Raw genomic sequence first — 19054 nt, 5'->3', positions numbered from 1 at the left:
TCGACGCAGCATCGTGCGGGCAACACTCGAAAAGCGTCCGCGAGCGGGCAAAACGCAGCGGCGGCGCCCTCGAAAGGACGCCGCCGCTCAGGCATTCGGCTCAGCGCGGAATCAGCTGGGCCGGCCGACCTCGTAGGTCCCGTCATCCTTGGTGATCTTGATGGTCACCTTCTTGGCCTCCCCGCCCACCTTGAGCGTGCAGTCGAAGGTCTTGTCCACCTCGACCTTCTGACCCGACGGGCAGCTCACGTCCTGGACATCCTCGATGCCGTAGGAATCCTTGAGCACCTTCTGCACACCGGTCTGCACGGCCTTGTTGTCCAGCTGATCCTTGGCCGTCAGCCACAGCACGCCACCGATGACCGCGGCCAGCACCACCACCGACGCCAGCGCGACAGCGACGATCAGACCCGTCTTCTTCTTGGCGGGCTGCTGCTGCGGCTGCGGCCACTGCTGACCCGGCTGCTGCCCGGTCCAATCCGGCTGCCCCTGAGTGGGCCACTGCGGCTGACTCTGCCCCCACTGCTGACCGGGCTGCTGCACCGGCTGCTGCGGCTGCGACTGCTGACCCCAATCGGGCTGACCCGGCTGCGCGGGCTGACCCTGGGTCGGCCACTGCGGCTGACTCTGGCCCCACTGCTGCGGCTGTGGCTGCTGCGGCTGGCTCTGCCCCCACGGCTGCGGCTGACCGGGCTGCTGCCCACCCCACTGCGCGGTGGGCGCCGCCGGATCCGGCTGGCCACCCCAATTCTGAGTCGGTCCGGCGCCACCGGGCGCGGGCTGACCGCCGCCCCACTGCTGCGTCGGATCGTTGCGTCCCTCCCCAGTCCCTGGGGCGTCGTTCGGTCCGTACGGGCCGCTCATCTGCTTGCCTCCACTCGCAATCCGTTGTACCTACGCTAGACCCCCGAGAGGGAACACGCTCGTGAACCCACCGCGGTCGGTACGTTCAAGAATCAAAGCACAGTCGATATGACTACGCGGCGTCCACCGCGACGACACCCCGCCGGATGGCCCGCACCGCCTTGGCGGCGGTGGCCGCGACCTCCACATCGTCGGCGGTGCTGTGGATTTGGTCGAGCAGGTCGATGACCTGCCGGCACCAGCGCACGAAATCGCCCGCCGACAGCGAGTTTCCACGATCGCCACTGGCCAGCAGGGCGTCGGCGAGGTCGTCGCCGCGGGCCCAGGAGTGGATGCCGGACAGGAATCCGAGGTCGGGTTCGCGGGTGGGTTGCAGGCGATGCCGGGACTCGTCGGTGCGCAATTGCGACCACACGCCGATGGTGGCATCGACCGCCCGCCGAATCGGGGCGGTCGGTCCGGAGGCCCCGAGATAGCCACCCTCCTGGCGGGATTCGTACACCAGGATCGAGACCACCGACGCGAGTTCGGCGGGACCGAGCCCCTTCCACAGACCTTGCCGCAGGCTCTCGGCCACCACCAGATCGGCCTCGGCGTAGATGCGGGCCAGGCGGCGGCCGTCGGCGGTCACCTCTCCGTCGTTCACGTAACCGCGCTCCTCGAGCAGTGCGAGGATGCGGTCGAAGGTGCGGGCGAGCGAGTTGGTGGTGGCGGCGACCTGCTGGCGCATGGACTCGGTTTCACGCTGCACCCGGTTGTAGCGTTCGCCGATGCGCGCCAACTGTTCCCGATCCGGCCGCGAGTGTGCCGGATGGTTGCGCAATGCCCGCCGCAGGCTCTGCAATTCGTGATCGTCGGCGGCCTTGGCGCGCTTGCCCTGCCGATTGCGGCCGGGCGGATGGATGCCCAGATTGCGCAGCGAGGACGCCAGATCCCGGCGCACCCGCGCGGTGCGGTGATCGACGTGCCGCGGCAGCCGCATGTGGCCCAGCGCCTCTGCGGGCGTCGGGAAGTCCGCGGCCGACACCCGGCCCGCCCACTTGTCCATGGTGAGCACCAGCGGACGCGGATCACCCGGTGTCGCATCGGGTTCCAGCACCACCGCCAGCCCCTGCCGACGGCCGCTGGGGATCGCCACCACGTCACCGCGCCGCAGGGCGCCGAGCGCGGCGACCGACGCCTGACGGCGATCGGTGCGGCCCTGGCGTTCCAGGTGCCGTTCACGGTCCCGGATGCGTTCGCGCAGCCCGAAGTACTCGAGGAAGTCGTCATCGCCCAACTGGGAGCGCAACTTTCGCAGCTGGCCCTCATTGCGTTCGATGCCGCGCACCAGACCCACGACCGAGCGGTCGGCCTGGAACTGTGCGAAGGACCGCTCCAGCAGCGCCCGCGAATCCGCCGCCCCCATGCGATCGATGAGGTTGATGGACATGTTGTAGCCGGGCCGGAACGACGAGCGCAGCGGATAGGTGCGCGTGGAGGCCAGACCGGCCACCGCGCTGGTGTCCACATCCGGATGCCACAGCACCACCGCATGACCCTCGACATCGATGCCGCGCCGCCCCGCACGCCCGGTGAGCTGCGTGTACTCCCCCGGCGTGAGTTCGGCGTGGGTTTCGCCATTGAACTTCACCAGGCGCTCGAGCACGACCGTGCGCGCGGGCATATTGATGCCCAATGCCAGTGTCTCGGTGGCGAATACGGCCCGCACCAGGCCGCGCACGAACAGTTCCTCCACGGTGTGGCGGAAGGCCGGCAGCATGCCCGCGTGGTGCGCGGCGAAGCCGCGGTGCAGCGCCTCGCGCCACTCCCAGTACCCGAGCACCTCGAGATCGCTGCGCGGCAGATCGCCGGTGTGCTTGTCGATGATGGCGTCGATCTGCTCGCGGTCCTCGTCGCGCGAGAGGTCCAGCCGCGAGCGCACGCACTGCGCCAGCGCCCCATCGCAGCCCGCGCGGCTGAAGATGAAGGTGATGGCGGGCAGCAGCCCTTCCTCGTCGAGGCGCGCGATCACTTCCGGTCGCGGCATGGGCCGGAACATGCGCCGGGGGCCGCCGCGCCGGCCGGGCACCGCCCAGCCGTCCATGCGATCGGTGGATTCCTTGTGCTTGATGTAGCGCACCAGGTCCTCGTCCACCAGCACCCGCTGATCGCTCGACTTGGAGTCGAACAGATCGAACATGCGCCGCCCGACCATGACGTGCTGCCACAGCGGCACCGGCCGGGTCTCGTCCACGATGACCGCGGTGTCGCCGCGCACGGTCTCCATCCACGCGCCGAACTCCTCGGCATTGGAGACCGTCGCCGATAGGCTGACCAGGCGCACCTCGGGCGGCAGGTGCAGGATGACCTCCTCCCACACCGCCCCGCGGAACCGGTCGGCCAGGTAGTGGACCTCGTCCATCACCACATACGAAAGCCCCTGCAGCGCATCCGAACCCGCGTACAGCATATTGCGCAGCACCTCGGTCGTCATGACCACGACGGAGGCATCCGGATTGATGGACTGGTCCCCGGTGAGCAGCCCCACCGCGTCACGTCCGTAGCGCGCGGTGAGGTCCGCGAATTTCTGGTTCGACAGCGCCTTGATGGGCGTCGTGTAGAAGGCTTTGCCGCCCGATCGCAGCGCCAGGTGCACCGCGAATTCACCGACCACGGTCTTACCGGCGCCGGTGGGCGCGCACACCAGAACGGAGTGCCCGCCTTCCAGCGCCTCGCACGACTGCCGCTGGAACGGATCCAGCTCGAATTTCAGCTCGGCGGCGAATGCCGCCAGTTCGCCAGTAAGCGACCTTGATGTCACTCGTCAGAGGGTATCGGAGTAATCCGACACGGCTCGCGTTGTTTTTTCCGGCGGTGTCGCGCCGATCGGCTGCGCCGCGGCAACCGGGCTCGCGGCCTCGACCGGAGTCACGCCGCCGACGCCGTCGGGTCCGCCGATCGGGGAGGCTTCCTCGTCCGAAAGATTCGCCCAGTTCTCGGCATTGCGGGCCTTGCGCTTGTCATTGAGCCGCGCGATCTGCACGGCCAGCTCGAACAGGACCGTGAGGGCCAGAGCGAGGGCGAGCATGGAGAACGGATCCTGCGGGGTGACGATGGCGGCGAAGACGAACATGCCGAAGATCAGGCCGCGGCGCCATTTCACGAGCTTCTCGTAGGTCAGCACACCCACGGCATTCAAACCGACGACCAGCAAAGGGGTTTCGAAGCTGACGCCGAAGATGACCAGCAGGCTGATGATGAAGCTGAAGTACTCGGCACCGCTGAGCGCGGTGATCTGCGCATTGGAGCCGACCGTGAGCAGGAAGCTCAGCGCGTGCGCCACGATCACGTAGGCCAGCACGGCGCCGGCCACGAACAGGGTCGATCCCGCGATGACGAACGACAGCGCGTACTTGCGCTCCTTGGCGTACAGGCCGGGCGTGATGAACGCCCACAGCTGATACATCCACACCGGGCAGGCCATGACCACACCCGCGGTGATGCCCACCTTCAACCGCAGCATGAACTGCTCGAACGGCGCGGTGGCCAGCAGCCGGCAGGCGCCGTCGGCGCTCAATTGCGCACGGGCCGAGGCGGGCAGCTCACAGTACGGCCCGGTCAGCACCTCACCGAGGCTCGGCAGGCCGAAGAAGGAATGCGAGTACCAGATGAACCCGACCACGGTGGTGACCGCGACGGCAGCGATCGAGATGAGCATGCGTTTGCGGAGCTCGTGCAGGTGCTCCACCAGCGACATGGTGCCGTCGGGATTGGTTCGCCGCCGGCTGCGCCGGGGATCGAACGGAATGCGAATACGCATGGGTGTGTGACTGCCTCGCTGCGAGTGAACGCCCCGGACCTGGATGACACGCATCAACCGGGGTGAGGCTCGCGCTCACCCCGGATACCGCGGCGGTGTCAGGCCTTGGTCGTGTCGACGTTCGGCTGCTGCGGGGTGACCGGCGCGGCCGGCTGGGCGGCGGGCAGCTGCTGCGCGGCCGGAGCCTGCTGTGCGGGCGCGGCGGCGGGCTTGTCGTCGGTGTGCATCTCGTTCATCTCGCTCTTGAGAATGCGCATCGAACGGCCGAGTCCCCGGGCGGCGTCGGGTAGCCGCTTGGCCCCGAACAGCACCAAGAACAGCACCGCAATGATGATCCAGTGCGTCGCACTGAGTGAACCCATCGAAAACCTCCAAAGACTGTGGTCGCATCCGATGCTACCGGACTCGCATACCCCGAACTATTTGTCAACCGCCGTTAGCCGGTCGTTCACTGGCCGGAACGGGCCGCGGTTTCCAGCTGATCCCGCAGTTCCGCGCCGGACCAGGTGCGACGGTCACCGTTCTCCGCCGCTGTCACGAGTTCGATCAGGCGGCGGTTCACCGGCGTGGGCACGCCGACCATCGCGCCCAGGCTCACGATTTCACCACAGAGCCAAGCGATCTCGGTCTTGCGGCCCGCCGCCAGGTCGTCGGCCATGGACGAGCGCGCCACCGGATCGATCGCCAGCACTTTGCCCGCGATGCGCCGGAACAGCCCGTCCGGCACGGTGAGCAGGCGCGCCATGGCCTCGGGCGGCAGCACGGTGAGCCGGGCCGGGCGGATGCGGGCGCGCGACATGGCGTCGAGGGCCTCGCGCTGGGTCAGGGCCAGGCAGCGGCGATAGTCGCGATTGGACAGCTCCTCGCGCAGCGGCCGCCCGGACAGGGCATTGATGGGATTGTTCAGGTTGAGCAGCAGCTTCGCCCACTGGATGGGCAGCAGATCGGCATGCCGCCGCACACTCAGGCCGCAGTCGCGCAGCAGCGGCGCGAACCGGTCGAGCGCGGGATCGTCGGCGACTTCGACGCCGCCCGCGGTGCCGCGATGGAAGCGCCCGCCCGGGTGCTGCACCACGTTGAACATCACCATGCCCGCCAAAACCACACAGGCGGGCAGGATTTCGCGGATCACCGCATCGTTGCCGATCCCGTTCTGCAGGCTCAGCACCACCGTTCCGGGTTTCAGTTTGCCCGCCAATTCCGCTGTGGCGGTACCGGTGTCGGCGGATTTCACGGTGATCAGCACCAGATCCGCAGCGGCCGCGCCGGCGGCATCGGTGGCCGTGCGGAAGGCCGCGGGCTCGACCCGGTCGTCATTGCCGTCGAGATCGGTGAGCCGCAGGCCGTGCGCGGCGATCTCGTTCAGGATGCGCGGACGGCCCACGAAGGTGACCTCCGCGCCCGCGGCGGCGAGTTTGCCGCCCACGTACACCCCGATACTGCCCGCGCCGAGCACCAGTACGCGCGGCATCGCATTCGATGCCGAAGTGGAACGAAAGGTCAAGCGGGACCGACCTCCTCGAGACCGTTCACGGGAAGGCGCGCTCCGCCACCGGATTCGGCGGCGAGGGCGCTGTAGGCCGCCAGCGCGGCGCCGGAGCGCTCGCGCACCGCGGTCACCAGTTCCGGCGGGCCGAGCACGGTGACGCCGGAGCCGAAGCCGAGCAGCAGCCGGGCCATCCAGTCGAGGGTGGCGAAGCGCATGGTGGCCTCGACATCGCCGTCGGGGTGCACGGTGACCTTGTGCATCGGGTACTGCTCCAGAACCCAGGCGTAGTCGGCGCGAATCAGCAAGCGCGCCAACGGGACCGCGGGATCGTCGACGAACAGGTCCAGGGCGGCGGTCTGGTCGAGGGCGGCCTCGGCGGGCGGGCGCGCGGGCTCGTCCAGTTCGGTGGCCTCCTCGATGCGGTCGAGGCGGAACAGGCGCACGCCCTCGGCCTGCCGGCACCACGCCTGCAGGTAGCTGTTGTTGTCCACCAGCACGATTCGGATCGGATCCACCACCCGTTCGGAGACCACATCGCGGCTGGCCGAATAGTAGACCAGGCGCAGCGCGTGGTCACGCTCGAGCGCGGAACGGACCGTGGCGACGGCGGGGGCCTCGACCGGGGCGGGGGCGACCGGGCCGGTGAATTCCCGTCCGGAGATGGCGGATTCGATTTTGGCGATGGCGGCGTGCGCGGCGCTGGGATCGACCATGCCGGGTAGGTCGGCGATCGAGCGTAGCGCCACCAGCAGGGCCGTGGCCTCGGTGGCGGTCAGGCGCAGCGGGCGGTCGATGCCCGCGGAGAAGGTGACCTCGATGCTCTCTTCGGAGAAGGACAGGTCGATGAGATCACCCGGGCCGTAACCGGGCAGGCCGCACATCCACAGCTGGTTGAGATCGGTCATGAGCTGCTTGGTGGTCACACCGAGTTCGGCGGCGGCCTCGGCGGCACTGATGCCCGGGTTCGCCTGGAAGTACGGCACCATGTTCAGCAGTCGCGCCAACCGCGTCGACAACCGGCTGTTGGCCGCCGCCGCGCCGCGCCGGTCCTTGGACCCGTCGGACGCCCTGGCCCCGTCGCCCTGCTTGCTCACGCTGAAACCTCCGTCCGCTCCAGCACCGACTCGAGCCGGGCAATCACGTTGTCGCGCAGTTCTTCCGGCGCGAGGACGAGCGCGTCCGCGCCGAGGCCGGTGATGAGCCGCGCGAGCCAATCCCGCGAGCGCACCGGCACTTCCACGATCGACCCCGTGCGGCCGCCGATCTCCCTGTCCTCCATGGTCGCTCCGAGCCGGCGGATCTCCTGGCCGCGGCCCTCGGCGACCCACACCGTGGCCGAGCCGGTGATCGGCGACTGCGAGGTCACCTCGGCGACCAGGGCGCGCAGATCGACGTCCTCGGGCTTGTGCACCGCATTGGCCGGGCCGTATTCGGTGACGTCCTCGCCGATGCGGGAGATGCGGAAGACGCGGGTGGCAGCGCGGGCATTGTCGTGTCCGACCAGATACCAGCGGCCGTAATGGGTGACCACACCCCACGGCTGCACATCGCGTTCGACGGGATCGCCGTGGGATTGCCGATGCTGGAAGCGCACCGACCGTCCGGCATCGATCGCGGTGAGGAGCTTGCCCAGCACCGGTTCCGAACCGCGCGTGCGCGCCGGCACCGCGGGCACCGACGCCACCGCGGCCTCGGGCTCCACGTGAATTCCGGCCGCCTTCAACTTCATCAGCCCGCCCTCGGCGGCCGCGGCCAGCTCCGGGGACTCCCACAGCTGCACCGCCACCGCGACGGCCGCCGCTTCCTCACTGGTCAGATCGATATCCGGCAGTTCGTAGGCATCCCGGTTGATCCGGTAGCCCTCGGTGCCCGAATACCGGCTGACCGGACCGATTTCCAGAGGAATGCCCAGATCGCGCAGCTCGTTCTTGTCCCGTTCGAACATGCGGCTGAACGCCTCATCGCTCGCGGACTCCTCGTACCCCGCCACACTGTCCCGGATCCGCTCGGCGGTCAGGAATTGGCGGGTGGACAGCAGCGCGATAACCAGATTCATCAACCGCTCGACCTTGGATATCGCCACCCGTTAGAGAGTAGTGCGCCTCGCAAGCCGACGCGGCGTGACCCGGCCCAACCCTCACCGGGCATGGCCCCGGCCGCGATACGAACCGCGGCCAGACGGGCCCAGTTTCGTCCCTGACGCAGCGAACGGGCCACGAACCGCAGGGTCCGTGGCCCGTACTCGCGGAACGAGCAACCCCGCCCCCACGTCCCGGGAGGTTCGGAGACGAAGCCACTCGAGCGTTCCGAGAGCACTCACGTAGCTCTCACAGGCTCTCTTTCACATCGAGGCGATGAGCCGGTCCACGCGCTCGTCGACCGAGCGGAACGGATCCTTGCAGAGCACCGTGCGCTGCGCCTGATCGTTGAGCTTCAGGTGGACCCAGTCCACGGTGAAGTCGCGACCGGCCTCCTGGGCGGCGGTGATGAAATCGCCGCGCAGTTTGGCGCGCGTGGTCTGCGGCGGAGTGGTGACCGCGGCATCCACGGCCTCGTCCTCGGTGACCCGCTTGGCCAGCCCCTTGCGCTGCAGCAGGTCGAAGACGCCGCGGCCGCGCTTGATGTCGTGGTAGGCCAGATCCAGCTGGGCGATCTTGGGATCGGACAGCTCCATGTTGTACCGGTCCTGGTACCGCTGGAACAGCTTGCGCTTGATGACCCAGTCGATCTCGGTGTCGACCTTGGCGAAGTCCTGCGCCTCGACGGCGTCGAGGGTGCGGCCCCACAGGTCCACCACCGCGTCCACCTGCGGATCGCGATCGCGATTGCGCAGATGCTCGACCGCGCGCGCGTAGTACTCGCGCTGGATGTCGAGCGCGGACGCCTGCCGCCCGCCCGCCAGCCGCACCGGACGCCGCCCGGTGAGATCGTGCGACACCTCGCGAATGGCGCGAATCGGGTTGTCCAGAGCGAAGTCTCGGAACGCGACGCCGGCCTCGATCATCTCCAGCACCAGCGAGGCGGTGCCCACCTTGAGCATGGTGGTCGGCTCGGCCATGTTCGAGTCGCCCACGATCACGTGCAGGCGCCGGTACTTCTCGGCGTCGGCATGCGGCTCGTCACGGGTATTGATGATCGGCCGCGAGCGCGTGGTCGCCGAGGAGACGCCCTCCCAGATGTGCTCGGCCCGCTGCGACAGGCAGAAGGTGGCGGCCTTCGGCGTCTGCAGCACCTTGCCCGCGCCGCAGATGAGCTGCCGCGTAACCAGGAAGGGTAGAAGCACATCGGAAATTCGCGAGAACTCCCCGGCCCGCACCACGAGGAAATTCTCGTGGCAACCGTAGGAGTTTCCGGCCGAGTCGGTGTTGTTCTTGAAGAGGTAGATATCGCCGCCGATACCCTCTTCGGCCAACCGTTGCTCGGCGTCTATGAGCAAATCCTCCAGGACCCGCTCACCCGCTCTATCATGCGTGACAAGCTGCACCAAGCTGTCACATTCGGCCGTAGCGTACTCCGGGTGCGACCCGACATCGAGGTAGAGCCGGGCACCGTTGCGGAGGAACACGTTCGAACTACGGCCCCAGGAAACCACCCGGCGGAAAAGATACCGGGCCACCTCGTCAGGGCTCAACCGACGGTGACCGTGGAACGTGCACGTCACCCCGAATTCGGTCTCGATCCCCATGATTCGTCGCTGCACCCTTTCGACATTACAGCGCTGAAGTGCCCTATATCGGCGCATGAGGCCAGCTCGTGCAAACGTATTGGCAACGATTTAGCACGGGATGCAACGCCGCACCCCGTGTAGCCAGCCAAAAGGAAGGCCCCTTCGCACTCTCCTATGCGGAGTGCAAAGGGGCCTCGTCCCGAATATCGGGATCCGCCTTACGGATTCGACGGATCGCCCGCCGACGGCTTGTCGGCTTCGGCGGCCGACTTGGCGGTGCCGGCCTTGCCGGTGATGATCTGCTGCAGCGCCGAGCCCTGGATGCGGCGGAAGGCGCGCCGGGGGCGGGCCTGCTCCAGGGTTGCCACCTCGAGCGAGGCGACGCCGACGGTGCGTTTGTCCTTGTCACCCTCGGGCGCCGCCTTCTGCAACGCCGCCATGGCCACGGTGATGGCGGAGTGCAGATCCATGCCGGGCTTGTAGGAACCCTTGAGCGCCGTGACGATCGGGTCGGTATTGCCGCCCATCACCACGAATTCCCGTTCGTCGACAATGGATCCGTCGAAGTTGATCCGGTACAGGACCGAATTGGCCTCTTGCTCCGGGTATCCCACCTCGGCGACGCAGATCTCCACCTCGAAAGGCTTGAGCTGGTCGGTGAAGATGGTGCCGAGGCTCTGCGCGTACAGGTTCGCCAGGAATCGGCCCGTCACGTCGCGACGGTCGAACTGGTACCCGCGCAGATCCGCCTGCAGAATGCCGCCGCGGCGCAGGCTCTCGAACTCGTTGTACTTGCCGACCGCGGCGAAACCGACACGGTCGTACAACTCGCTCACCTTGTGCAGTGTGGCCGAAGGGTTCTCGGCCACGAACACCACGCCCTTGTCGTACACCAGGACCACGACGGAGCGGCCCCGTGCGATGCCCTTGCGCGCAAGTTCGGTCTTGTCGCGCATGATCTGTTCGGCCGACGCGTAATACGGCAGGGTCATGCTTCGCCGCTCCCTTCAGCCGCCAGCGCGGAACGATCTTCGACGATTCCGCGCGTGATCTCCTCGAGCCGCTCGTCGGCGACCTCCACCGCACCCTCGGCGTCGATGGCGACCGCGGTCGGGTAGATCCGGCGCATGGTGTCCGGGCCACCGGTGGCGGTGTCGTCATCGGCGGCGTCGAACAGGGACTCCACCGCGATGCGCAGCGCCTGGTCCTGATCGATGCCGCGGCGATAGGTCTTCTTCAGCGACGACTTGGCGAACAGCGAACCGGACCCCACCGCGGTGTAGCCGAAACGCTCTTCACTGCGGCCGCCGACCACGTCATACGAGATGATGCGGCCGGATTTGTCCGGGTCCTGCGCGTCGGGGTCGAAACCGACGAGCAGTGGAACGACAGCCAGCCCCTGCAATGCGGCCGACAGATTGTCTCGCACCATCTTCGACAGCTTGTTGGCCTTGCCGTCGAAGGTCAGCGGTACGCCCTCGATCTTCTCGTAGTACTCGAGCTCCACCGCGAACAGGCGGATCATCTCGATCGCCATGCCCGCGGTGCCCGCGATACCGGCCGCCGAGTAGGTGTCGGTGATGTACACCTTCTCGATGTCGCGGCTGGCCAGCAGATTGCCCTGGGTGGCCCGGCGATCGCCCGCGATCAGCACGCCGCCGCGGAAGCTGACCGCGACGATGGTGGTGCCGTGCGGGGCGAGATCCGACGGCACCGGGGTGCCGTCGGTGCCGAAACCGTTGCCCGGCAACAGTTCCGGCGCGTAGAGCCGCAAGTACTCGGAGAAGGAGGAGAGGGCGTACCCCATCTGGAGACGCAGGGGGTCACCTGGTGTCACTGGCCGCCCTTCTGAACGTACGCACGCACGAAGTCCTCCGCGTTCTCCTCCAGAACGTCGTCGATCTCGTCGAGCAGGTCGTCGGTTTCCTCAGCCAGTTTCTCGCGACGCTCCTGCCCCGCAGCACCGTCCCCGACGGGGCCCTCGTCCTCGTCGCCACCACCGGCGCGCTTGGTCTGCTCTTGTGCCATAGCAGCCGACCTCCTCTGTGATCATCGGCGAGCCTCGGAGAAGATCCGAAGCTCGTGACACAACACTACCCACGAGCGGGCGGAAGATGCCGGATTAAGCCGCAATGTGGGTTGCCCGTGATCTCCCGGAAGCCTGCGGCGACCGCACCGCGGCAAACCTCCAGTACCCGTGGCCGCTGACCTCGTGGAGGTCAGCCGAGCGCCAGGGCCAGCAGGGCAGCCGATGCGAGAACCGCATAGATCGCCACGGCAACCCGCATCCCGAAGCGCAGCAGGGTGTGCTCGGAAATGCCTGCCGCGCGCGCCCGCTCACCGGACACGGCGAGGATCAGCATGATCATCGGCAGCGAGGTGAAGACCGCATGCCCCGCACCACTGTTCTGCAGGGCCGCGAACCAGACCCCGAGCCCCTCGGGCGCGAGCTGCTGCTGCAACGGCATCATCAGCACATTGCCGCCCACATTCGACCCGGTCACGAACCCGCTCACCATGCCGAGCGCGGGCGTGGCCAGCGCCACCACCACCTCCGGAGCCTCGGCCACCGCCGCCCCCACCCGCGCGATCATCCCGCTGTCGGCCATCAGCCGACCCAGGATTACGAATCCGCTGAGCGCGAACAGCGGCCGGGCCACCCGGGTGAGCGCGGCCCGCGCGTCACCGACACTCGGCCGTCCCCGGTCCAAGAGCAGCGCAGCGGCCAGCAACGGCAATCCCGGCGAGGTCAGCAGCGCGAAACTCGCCCCACCCGCATGGACCGCGAGCGACGGCGCCCCGGCCGCGGTCGCCGCGCGCAGCACCGCGATTCCGCCGAGCACCAGCCCATAGGCCCGCAGCACCGAGGCGGGCGGCATCAGCCCGCCCGCGGACTCCGTCCGCTCCGCGACTCCGATTGCCTTGTGCTCCAACGCGTTCACCGCGGCGGATCGCGGGGCTGATGTCGCGTGTGCGGACACATTCACATCCGGCTCCACGCGGGAGGAGCGGGCGCGCCACAGCGCGGAGAGCGCCAATCCGGCTGCGGTGGTGAACAACCCGGCCAGAACACCGGCCGGCGCGACCACGCCGAGGCGGTTCCATAGCAGCAGTCCGGCGGAGCAGGTCAGGCCCGCGCTCGCGGCCACCAGGATGGCGCGCGTCCGATGCCGCGGACGGGCCAGCAGGGCGGCCCAGACCGCTACCACCGGGAAGATCAGGGCGCTGGTCAGCGCGGTGGCCGTGCCCAGCGTGCCGACCGGCAGGGCGGTGAGCGAGGCCCCGATGACGGTGGCCAGGCCGAGGGTGCCCCACGGCATGATGTTCATACCGAGCATGGCCTGCCGCAGCGCCGTCGCGGGCGGCGCGAGCGCGAGTAGCACGGGCACGGTGACCAGCAGTGAAACCCCGAACCCGGTGAGCGCCTCCACCATCGGCGCGATCCCCGCCACCACCAGCGCGATCTTCGCAGGTCCGGGCAGGGGCAGCGCCCGTACCCAGTCACGCAGCGAATCGTGCACTCCCCTGCGCGTGAGCACCTGGCTGAGATACACCCCCGGCAGCATCACCGCCGCCGCATTGAGCACGAGCAGCCCGGCCGCTGCGGCCCCGGATCCGAGAACCGCACCCGTTACAGTGAATTCGGGCCGCCACGCAATCAGCGCCACCGCTGTCGCCACACCCGCCAGCGCGGCCCAGTGCGCCGGTCGCCGCAGCCCGGTGATCAGTCCCAGCACCACCACCAGTGGTAGCACCGCCATCGTCCAGATCATCGCTTCTCACACAGCCTTTCGTCGCACACCAACTGCGACTCAGCCTGGCAATCCGGACCAGGCGCGGTCTTGAACGAAAATCTCGCCCACCGCACGAGCCACCTTCGAGATCGCCCCCGAGGGCCTCGACCCCGCTCCGAGCGGCAGCATCGGGCCGAGTCCGGTTGCCGGAACGCTGCACACGCCGACGGCGGCGTGGACGAAGCTTGGCTATCGCTGCCAGCCGTTCGTGCGCGAACGATGAACTGGCACATCTCGATTCACCAACCGAGCCGGATTCACCGGTACGTCGGCGTCTTCGAGTCAGGTGCGGATGGCACCGGGGGTGACGCCGAAGTAGCGCTTGCAGATTCGGGTCAGGTGGGCTTGATCGGCGAAGCCGGTGGCGGCGGCTACCTCGGCGGGCAGGCCGCCGGAGAGCAGGAGGCGGCGGGCGCGATTGGCGCGCAGGCGCAGCAGGTAGGCGTGGGGTGGGAGGCCGTAGGTCGCGCGGAAGGCGCTGATCAGGGTGGCGCGTGGGATGCCCACGGCCGCAGTGAGTTCGGCGACGGTGACGGGTTCGGTCCAACGGTCGTGCAGGAGTTGGCGGGCGGCTTCCAGACCCCGGCGAGGCAGAGTGGAGGGGATGCGGGAGGGGCCGCGGAGCGCATGCCGGGTGAGGACCGCACCGAGTCCGGTGACCAGGAGGGATTCGGCGGTGAGCGGATCGGTGGGCTGTTCCTGCTCCTGATGTGCGCGACGCAGCCGGGCGAAGAGGGCGTCGTCGCGGACGGCGGTTTCGGGGAACCAGACCTCACGCGAGCCGAGCCGCTCCCTCGCCAGCTCCTCGACGAGCGCGGTGTCGAAGTAGAACATGCGGTAGCGCCAGCCGGATTCGACGGCGGCGAATCCGGTGTGTACCTGTCCCGGGTTGATGATCACCAGCCGGCCCGCCGGTATGACCACCTTGCCGCCCGCCATGTGCAGCCCCTCGGCGCCCTGTTCGATCATGCCGACCGAGAGTTGCTCGTGGCTGTGCTTGTCGAATTCGAAGGTTTCGAAGCGGGCGGCGAGCAGGTCCACCTGGGGGCTGGCCGCCGAGGTCCACAGGCGTGCGTGTTCCCCGGTTCCCATTCGCGCATGCTAGCAAACGGTTTCGGTGTCTTGCCTGCTCACAGCGGGGAAGTATGCAGGGCCGGTTCACCTTTCGACGGGCGAACCGGCCCGGGTGGTCAGTGGGTGAGCTGCTCCACCAGCTGCGCCGCGGTGTGCACACCGTCGAGCAGTTTGCCGACGTGCTGTTTGGTGCCGCGACGCGGTTCCAGGGTGGGGATGCGCACCAGCGAATCGCCGCCCAGGTCGAAGATCACCGAATCCCAGCTCGCCGCAGCGATATCCGCGCCGAAGCGGCGCAGGCATTCGCCGCGGAAGTAGGCGCGGGTGTCGGTGGGCGGGTTGGTCATGGCGTCGAGGATCTGCTGTTCGGTGACCAGGCGCTGCATGGAGCCGCGCGCCACGAGACGGTTGTAGAGGCCCTTGTCGAGGCGCACGTCGGAGTACTGCAGGTCGACCAGGTGCAGCTTGGGGGCGGCCCAGGTCAGGCCCTCGCGATTGCGCATGCCTTCCAGCAGACGGAGTTTCGCGGTCCAGTCGAGCAGGTCGGCGGTTTCCATGGGGTCGCGCTCGAGCAGGTCGAGCACGTGCGCCCACTTCTCGATGACGTCCTGCACGCGCGGGTCGTCATTGCCGATGCGGTCCATGTACTTCTCGACGCGGTCGAGGTAGATGCGTTGCAGCGCAAGGCCGGTCAGCTCGCGGCCGTCGGCCAGGGCGACGGTGGCGCGCAGGGTCGGGTCGTGGCTGATGGTGTGCACGGCGGTGACCGGGCGGGCCAGTTGCAGATCCGAGAGGTCCTCGCCGGCCTCGATCAGGTCCAGCACCAGGGCGGTGGTGCCGACCTTGAGGTAGGTGGACCATTCGGCCAGGTTGGCGTCGCCGATGATGACGTGCAGGCGACGGTACTTGTCGGCGTCGGCGTGCGGTTCGTCGCGGGTGTTGATGATGCCGCGCTTGAGCGTGGTCTCCAGGCCGACCTCGACCTCGATGTAGTCGGCGCGCTGCGACAGCTGGAAGCCGGGCTGATCCCCGGACTGCCCGATGCCCACACGGCCGGAGCCACAGACCACCTGCCGCGACACGAAGAACGGCGTGAGCCCCAGAATGATCTGGTTGAACGGTGTTTCGCGGCTCATGAGGTAGTTCTCGTGGGTGCCGTAGGAGGCGCCCTTGCCGTCGACATTGTTCTTGTACAGCTGCATGCGCGGGGCTCCCGGCACGCTGGAGGCGTACCGTGCGGCGGCCTCCATGACCCGCTCCCCCGCCTTGTCCCAGATGACCGCGTCCAGGGGGTCGGTGACCTCGGGTGCGGAGTATTCGGGGTGGGCGTGGTCCACGTACAGCCGGGCGCCGTTGGTGAGGATCATGTTCGCCGCGCCGACCTCGTCGGCGTCGATCACCGGGGCGGGGCCGTTGAGCCGCCCGAGGTCGAATCCGCGCGCGTCGCGCAGCGGCGATTCGACCTCGTAATCCCATCGCGTGCGTTTGGCTCGCGGCACGCCCTCCGCCGCGGCATAGGCGAGCACGGCTTGGGTGGACGTGAGAATCGGGTTGGCCGTCGGCTCGGCCGGCGTGGAAATGCCGTACTCGACCTCGATTCCGATAATGCGCTGCATGCCCCGAGCCTAGGCGACGACGCGGCGAATCGGGCGCGACCGGGGGCCGAGCGCCCCGGGAAATGGTGTCATTCCTTGGTCGGACCCCCGATCGTCCTCGCGGGTGATCCGCACTGACCTGGTCGGACGGAAGAATCATCGGCATGGTCGAACCGGTCTCCACCCCAGCGTCCCGGCCTCCGGCCGCCACCGTCACCGCGCCGAATCCTGTTTCGGCAGCGGCGGATAGCGCGGCGGTGAGCACCGCGACGGCATCGGCGGGAGCGCGCTCGGCCCGGCTGGCGGCACTGGACGTGCTGCGCGGCATCGCCATTCTCGGCACGCTCGGCACCAATATCTGGATCTTCACCAACACCTCGGGGCTGGTCGGCTACATCGCGGGCGATGAGCAGCCGTCGGGTGCGTGGTACTGGGCCGAGGCGGTGCTGCAGCAGTTGGCGCAGGGCAAATTCCTCGGATTGCTGACCATCATGTTCGGCATCGGGCTGGCCATTCAGCAGGCGTCCGCGGTGCGCGGCGGGCGGGCCTGGCCGGGCGGCTATCCGATCCGGGCCGGACTGTTGTTTCTGGACGGCCTGCTCAACTTCTTCCTGGTCGCCGAATTCGACGTGCTCATGGGGTACGCGGTGACCGGGCTGGTGGTGGCCTTCGTGCTCGCGACGAGCCCGAAGGCGCAGCGACGCTGGCTCATCATTGCCGCGAGCATCCACACCGCCATGCTCACCCTGGCCGCCGTGGGCATGATTCTGGCTGCGGGACAACCGGATTCGAGCGAGCCGAAAACCGTGGAACCGACCCCGTACGCGGACGGCTCGTTCTGGGATCTGGTCGTCTACCGCTGGGACAACCTGCTCGTCTTCCGCCTCGAGGCGATCGTCATCTTCCCCATGTCGGTAGCTCTGTTCCTGCTGGGCGCGCGCCTGTTCCGGGCCGGGGTCTTCCTGCCCGAAGGTGCGCGAATCCGCAAGCGGCTCATGATCATCGGCTTCGGCGTCGCCGCGCCCCTGGACTTCGCGCTGGGCGTCTTCGGCGGCGGCGACCTGATCCTGTTCACCCGCTACGGCCTCGCACCGTTCGTCGCCATGGGCATCCTGGCGCTGGTGGCGCAGTTCTACCTGCACCGCCCCGCCCCGGGCTTGATCGGCCGCCGTTTCTCCGAGGTCGGGCGAATGGCGTTGAGCTGCTACATCCTGCAGAACCTCGTGGCGGGCGCGATCTGCTACGGCTGGGGTCTGGGCCTGGCCGAACTCGTCTCCCCCAACTCCCGGGTGCCCTTCACCGTCGGGGTCTACGTGGTCGTGGCCGCGATCATGCTGCTCTTCGCCCACCTCTGGTTGCGCCGCTTCGAGCGTGGACCCGTCGAGTGGATGTGGAACCTCAGCTATCGCGCGCTCACGCGGCAGCGCTGACACGCCGCCGCGGGCTATTCGGCGATCCAGGCCGACGGTTGCAGCCAGAGCAGGTTGTCCTCCGGAATCGGTTGTCCCCAAAGCTGTTCCGCCGCCTCGAGCCGTTCCCGCGCACGAGGCGGCGGAGTGCCGTCGAAGACTTGGGTCAGACAGCGACGCCAATTGTTGATCATGCGGGGCACGATGCCCGGCGCGGCGCGGCGGGCGTAGTCCAGACAGTGCGTCATGAGGCCGTCGACCGCCTGCCCGGCGCGGTCCCGATCACCCGGCCGACCCGCTTGGAAAAATGCCCCGACCAGCGCGTAGGCAATTCGGTCGTGCTCGCCGACCTGCCCTCGTTCGAGGGCCGCCACAGCCGGCGCGAAGGCTTGTTCCGCGCCGGACCAGATGCGGTACGCCACATCCGCCCGGTCGTTCATGATGAGCGACATGAGCAGGCCCAGCATCGCTTTGGCCAGGATCAGCGGATGCGGAGCCGGGTCGGCCAGCGCCTCGTCCAGCAGGGCGCGGTAGGCGGACTCGGCGTCGTAGAGCCGGCGCTCGGCCAGCAGCGCGTCGGCTGCCTCCCCGGCGGTGCACTGTGCGGCGGGGGGCTGAGCGGCCCCCGTGAGCGATACCGAATCAGTGAGTCGTTCAACGGCTTCCACGGTGGAGTCGAGATACTTGCGCACCGCGAGCGCCACGGCCTGCCCGCAGCCGCCGAGCCAGTCGCGGCCCGCCCACAGGGTCTCGAACACCGAGTCGTCGTCGATACCGTGCTGATGCGCCCTGGAGAGAATGAAATACCCGTGCGCCCGGTATTGGTCGAAACCCGCGCCCTCGTCGATGAGGAGCCTGGCGTAGGGCAGCGCGAGGTCGTGGCGTTCGATGCGCCAGAGCAGCGTGCTCGCGCTCATGGCGGTCATGAGCACCTCCCGGTGCGTGCCGTTGGCCCGCCGGTAGGCCAGGCACCGTTCCGCGAATTCCACGGCCGTATCCGGTTTCCCGAGCTCGACCGCCGATTGGACCGCCTCCGAGCACATGGTTCCGTAGACGTCGCCGGGATACTCCGCGGGGAAGCGTGGTCCGTGTTCGATCAGCCGCAGCGCCTGCGCGTGGTCACCGGATTCGAAGGCCGCGCGGAAGCGGTAGTAGGCGATCCAGCCGTAGTTCGCGGGATCCGGTGGCGCGGTGAGCGATTCGTCGTAGGCGGTGACCCGCGCCAGCGCCTCGCGGAAGTCCCCGCCCTGCAGCATGCGGGTCGTGTCCCGCATGAGGGCGACGAATTCGCCATGATCCTCGGTCATCGTGCCCCTCCCCTGGTACTGACCCGGATCGTATGCCGCACACCGGATTCGCG

Annotated in this window: 16 protein-coding genes; 1 reads left to right on the top strand and 15 read right to left on the bottom strand. The window is 68.4% G+C overall.

Annotated elements, in window-relative coordinates; all coding sequences use genetic code 11:
• Positions 1–111 precede the first annotated feature (111 nt).
• The 14 genes from H0264_RS20895 to dop form a co-directional block, all read right to left on the bottom strand.
• The gene (locus H0264_RS20895) at positions 112–864 is read right to left on the bottom strand and encodes a DUF4333 domain-containing protein (protein ID WP_181579101.1); all 753 of its coding nucleotides are present in this window, start codon (positions 862–864) and stop codon (positions 112–114) included.
• A gap of 112 nt (positions 865–976) precedes the next feature.
• Entirely contained in the window at positions 977–3667 is a 2691-nt protein-coding gene (locus tag H0264_RS20890) for a DEAD/DEAH box helicase (RefSeq protein ID WP_181579100.1), read from the bottom strand.
• Positions 3668–3670: 3 nt separating this feature from the next.
• Positions 3671–4660, bottom strand: a complete 990-nt coding sequence (gene tatC / locus H0264_RS20885) for a twin-arginine translocase subunit TatC (protein ID WP_181585714.1) — start codon at positions 4658–4660, stop codon at positions 3671–3673.
• Positions 4661–4764: 104 nt separating this feature from the next.
• On the bottom strand, positions 4765–5028 hold the full coding sequence (gene tatA / locus H0264_RS20880) for a Sec-independent protein translocase subunit TatA (RefSeq protein ID WP_181579099.1): 264 nt from the start codon (positions 5026–5028) through the stop codon (positions 4765–4767).
• 86 nt (positions 5029–5114) lie between these two features.
• Positions 5115–6137 (bottom strand): 2-dehydropantoate 2-reductase, encoded by a 1023-nt coding sequence (locus H0264_RS20875; RefSeq protein ID WP_181585713.1) that lies wholly within the window; start codon positions 6135–6137, stop codon positions 5115–5117.
• Between the two features lie 29 nt (positions 6138–6166).
• A complete protein-coding gene (locus H0264_RS20870) occupies positions 6167–7141 on the bottom strand; it encodes a helix-turn-helix transcriptional regulator (RefSeq protein ID WP_181585712.1) in 975 nt (324 codons plus the stop codon).
• Positions 7142–7245: 104 nt separating this feature from the next.
• Entirely contained in the window at positions 7246–8238 is a 993-nt protein-coding gene (locus H0264_RS20865; RefSeq protein WP_181579098.1) for a helix-turn-helix transcriptional regulator, read from the bottom strand.
• Positions 8239–8496: 258 nt separating this feature from the next.
• Positions 8497–9855: a Pup--protein ligase gene (pafA, locus tag H0264_RS20860; RefSeq protein WP_181579097.1), complete on the bottom strand. Its 1359-nt coding sequence runs from the start codon at positions 9853–9855 to the stop codon at positions 8497–8499.
• Positions 9856–10040: 185 nt separating this feature from the next.
• On the bottom strand, positions 10041–10814 hold the full coding sequence (prcA, locus tag H0264_RS20855; protein WP_181579096.1) for a proteasome subunit alpha: 774 nt from the start codon (positions 10812–10814) through the stop codon (positions 10041–10043).
• Positions 10811–11629, bottom strand: a complete 819-nt coding sequence (gene prcB / locus H0264_RS20850; RefSeq protein ID WP_181585711.1) for a proteasome subunit beta — start codon at positions 11627–11629, stop codon at positions 10811–10813. Before prcB ends, prcA begins: the two co-directional genes overlap by 4 nt.
• A gap of 26 nt (positions 11630–11655) precedes the next feature.
• Positions 11656–11850 (bottom strand): ubiquitin-like protein Pup, encoded by a 195-nt coding sequence (locus H0264_RS20845; RefSeq protein WP_067536347.1) that lies wholly within the window; start codon positions 11848–11850, stop codon positions 11656–11658.
• 191 nt (positions 11851–12041) lie between these two features.
• Positions 12042–13583 (bottom strand): L-lactate permease, encoded by a 1542-nt coding sequence (locus H0264_RS20840; RefSeq protein WP_181579095.1) that lies wholly within the window; start codon positions 13581–13583, stop codon positions 12042–12044.
• Positions 13584–13898: 315 nt separating this feature from the next.
• Entirely contained in the window at positions 13899–14708 is an 810-nt protein-coding gene (locus tag H0264_RS20835) for an AraC family transcriptional regulator (protein WP_181579094.1), read from the bottom strand.
• Between the two features lie 98 nt (positions 14709–14806).
• Complete coding sequence (gene dop, locus H0264_RS20830) at positions 14807–16306, bottom strand: depupylase/deamidase Dop (protein ID WP_181579093.1); 1500 nt, start codon at positions 16304–16306, stop codon at positions 14807–14809.
• A gap of 143 nt (positions 16307–16449) precedes the next feature.
• On the opposite strand from dop, the gene H0264_RS20825 reads away from it, so the two are divergent.
• Positions 16450–17715 carry a DUF418 domain-containing protein gene (locus H0264_RS20825; RefSeq protein ID WP_181579092.1) on the top strand — a complete coding sequence of 422 codons (1266 nt, stop codon included), beginning with the start codon at positions 16450–16452 and terminating at the stop codon, positions 17713–17715.
• Positions 17716–17729: 14 nt separating this feature from the next.
• Here the strand turns inward: H0264_RS20825 and H0264_RS20820 are convergent, their stop codons facing one another.
• On the bottom strand, positions 17730–19001 hold the full coding sequence (locus H0264_RS20820; protein WP_181579091.1) for a hypothetical protein: 1272 nt from the start codon (positions 18999–19001) through the stop codon (positions 17730–17732).
• Positions 19002–19054 lie beyond the last annotated feature (53 nt).

Source organism: Nocardia huaxiensis, assembly GCF_013744875.1.
GTDB classification, from domain to species: Bacteria; Actinomycetota; Actinomycetes; order Mycobacteriales; family Mycobacteriaceae; genus Nocardia; species Nocardia huaxiensis.
Note: the sequence above shows the minus strand (reverse complement) of the source record. Positions and strands in the feature narration are given on the sequence as shown.

Bases quoted from the DNA above. Each gene is read 5' to 3' on its own strand.
- H0264_RS20895 (WP_181579101.1), bottom strand. From the start codon at position 864: ATGAGCGGCCCGTACGGACCGAACGACGCCCCAGGGACTGGGGAGGGA.
- tatA (WP_181579099.1), bottom strand. From the start codon at position 5,028: ATGGGTTCACTCAGTGCGACGCACTGGATCATCATTGCGGTGCTGTTC.
- H0264_RS20875 (WP_181585713.1), bottom strand. From the start codon at position 6,137: ATGCCGCGCGTACTGGTGCTCGGCGCGGGCAGTATCGGGGTGTACGTG.
- H0264_RS20870 (WP_181585712.1), bottom strand. From the start codon at position 7,141: ATGGTGCCGTACTTCCAGGCGAACCCGGGCATCAGTGCCGCCGAGGCC.
- prcA (WP_181579096.1), bottom strand. From the start codon at position 10,814: ATGACCCTGCCGTATTACGCGTCGGCCGAACAGATCATGCGCGACAAG.
- prcB (WP_181585711.1), bottom strand. From the start codon at position 11,629: ATGGGGTACGCCCTCTCCTCCTTCTCCGAGTACTTGCGGCTCTACGCG.
- H0264_RS20845 (WP_067536347.1), bottom strand. From the start codon at position 11,850: ATGGCACAAGAGCAGACCAAGCGCGCCGGTGGTGGCGACGAGGACGAG.
- H0264_RS20840 (WP_181579095.1), bottom strand. From the start codon at position 13,583: ATGGCGGTGCTACCACTGGTGGTGGTGCTGGGACTGATCACCGGGCTG.
- H0264_RS20835 (WP_181579094.1), bottom strand. From the start codon at position 14,708: ATGGGAACCGGGGAACACGCACGCCTGTGGACCTCGGCGGCCAGCCCC.
- dop (WP_181579093.1), bottom strand. From the start codon at position 16,306: ATGCAGCGCATTATCGGAATCGAGGTCGAGTACGGCATTTCCACGCCG.
- H0264_RS20825 (WP_181579092.1), top strand. From the start codon at position 16,450: ATGGTCGAACCGGTCTCCACCCCAGCGTCCCGGCCTCCGGCCGCCACC.
- H0264_RS20820 (WP_181579091.1), bottom strand. From the start codon at position 19,001: ATGACCGAGGATCATGGCGAATTCGTCGCCCTCATGCGGGACACGACC.